We start from the raw sequence: 502 nt of genomic DNA on the forward strand, positions 1-502 counted from the left end.
AATCCTTCACGTTCAACTCGATCAAGCAACTCATTGGCATCATGGAACAGACGCTGAGCCTCCTCACCCACCTCTTCATGTTTGAAGATTGTCGGGTATTTTCCTACCAGCGACCACGTCATGAAAAACGGCGTCCAGTCGATATACTTGCGTAAGGTTGCGACATCAAAATCATCGAAAATATGAAGGCCTGTTTTTGCAGGAACTGGTGGCGTGTATGCATCCCAATCTATCGCGACTTTATTTGCACGCGCTTGTTCTAAAGTGACAGGCTTAGTACGCGGCTTCTTACGATTGTGTTGGTCACGAACACGCTCATAATCCGCATCCAGTTTTTCTATAAAGGCAGGTCGACGTTCATCGGAGAGTAATGACGAACAAACCCCTACTGCGCGCGACGCATTGTTTACGTAAACCACCGGATTTTTGTAGTTCTGATCAATCTTAACGGCGGTGTGCGCTTTGGATGTGGTAGCTCCACCAATCAGAAGCGGAAGATCAA

1 protein-coding gene is annotated in these 502 nt (G+C 47.2%); it reads right to left on the bottom strand.

Annotated elements, in window-relative coordinates; genetic code table 11:
• Positions 1-502, bottom strand: a 502-nt coding sequence (locus R7E78_RS31070) for a vitamin B12 dependent-methionine synthase activation domain-containing protein (protein ID WP_318059265.1), incomplete at both ends; no start/stop codon positions are given.

The sequence above is a fragment of the Vibrio sp. YT-19(2023) genome, from assembly GCF_033337395.1.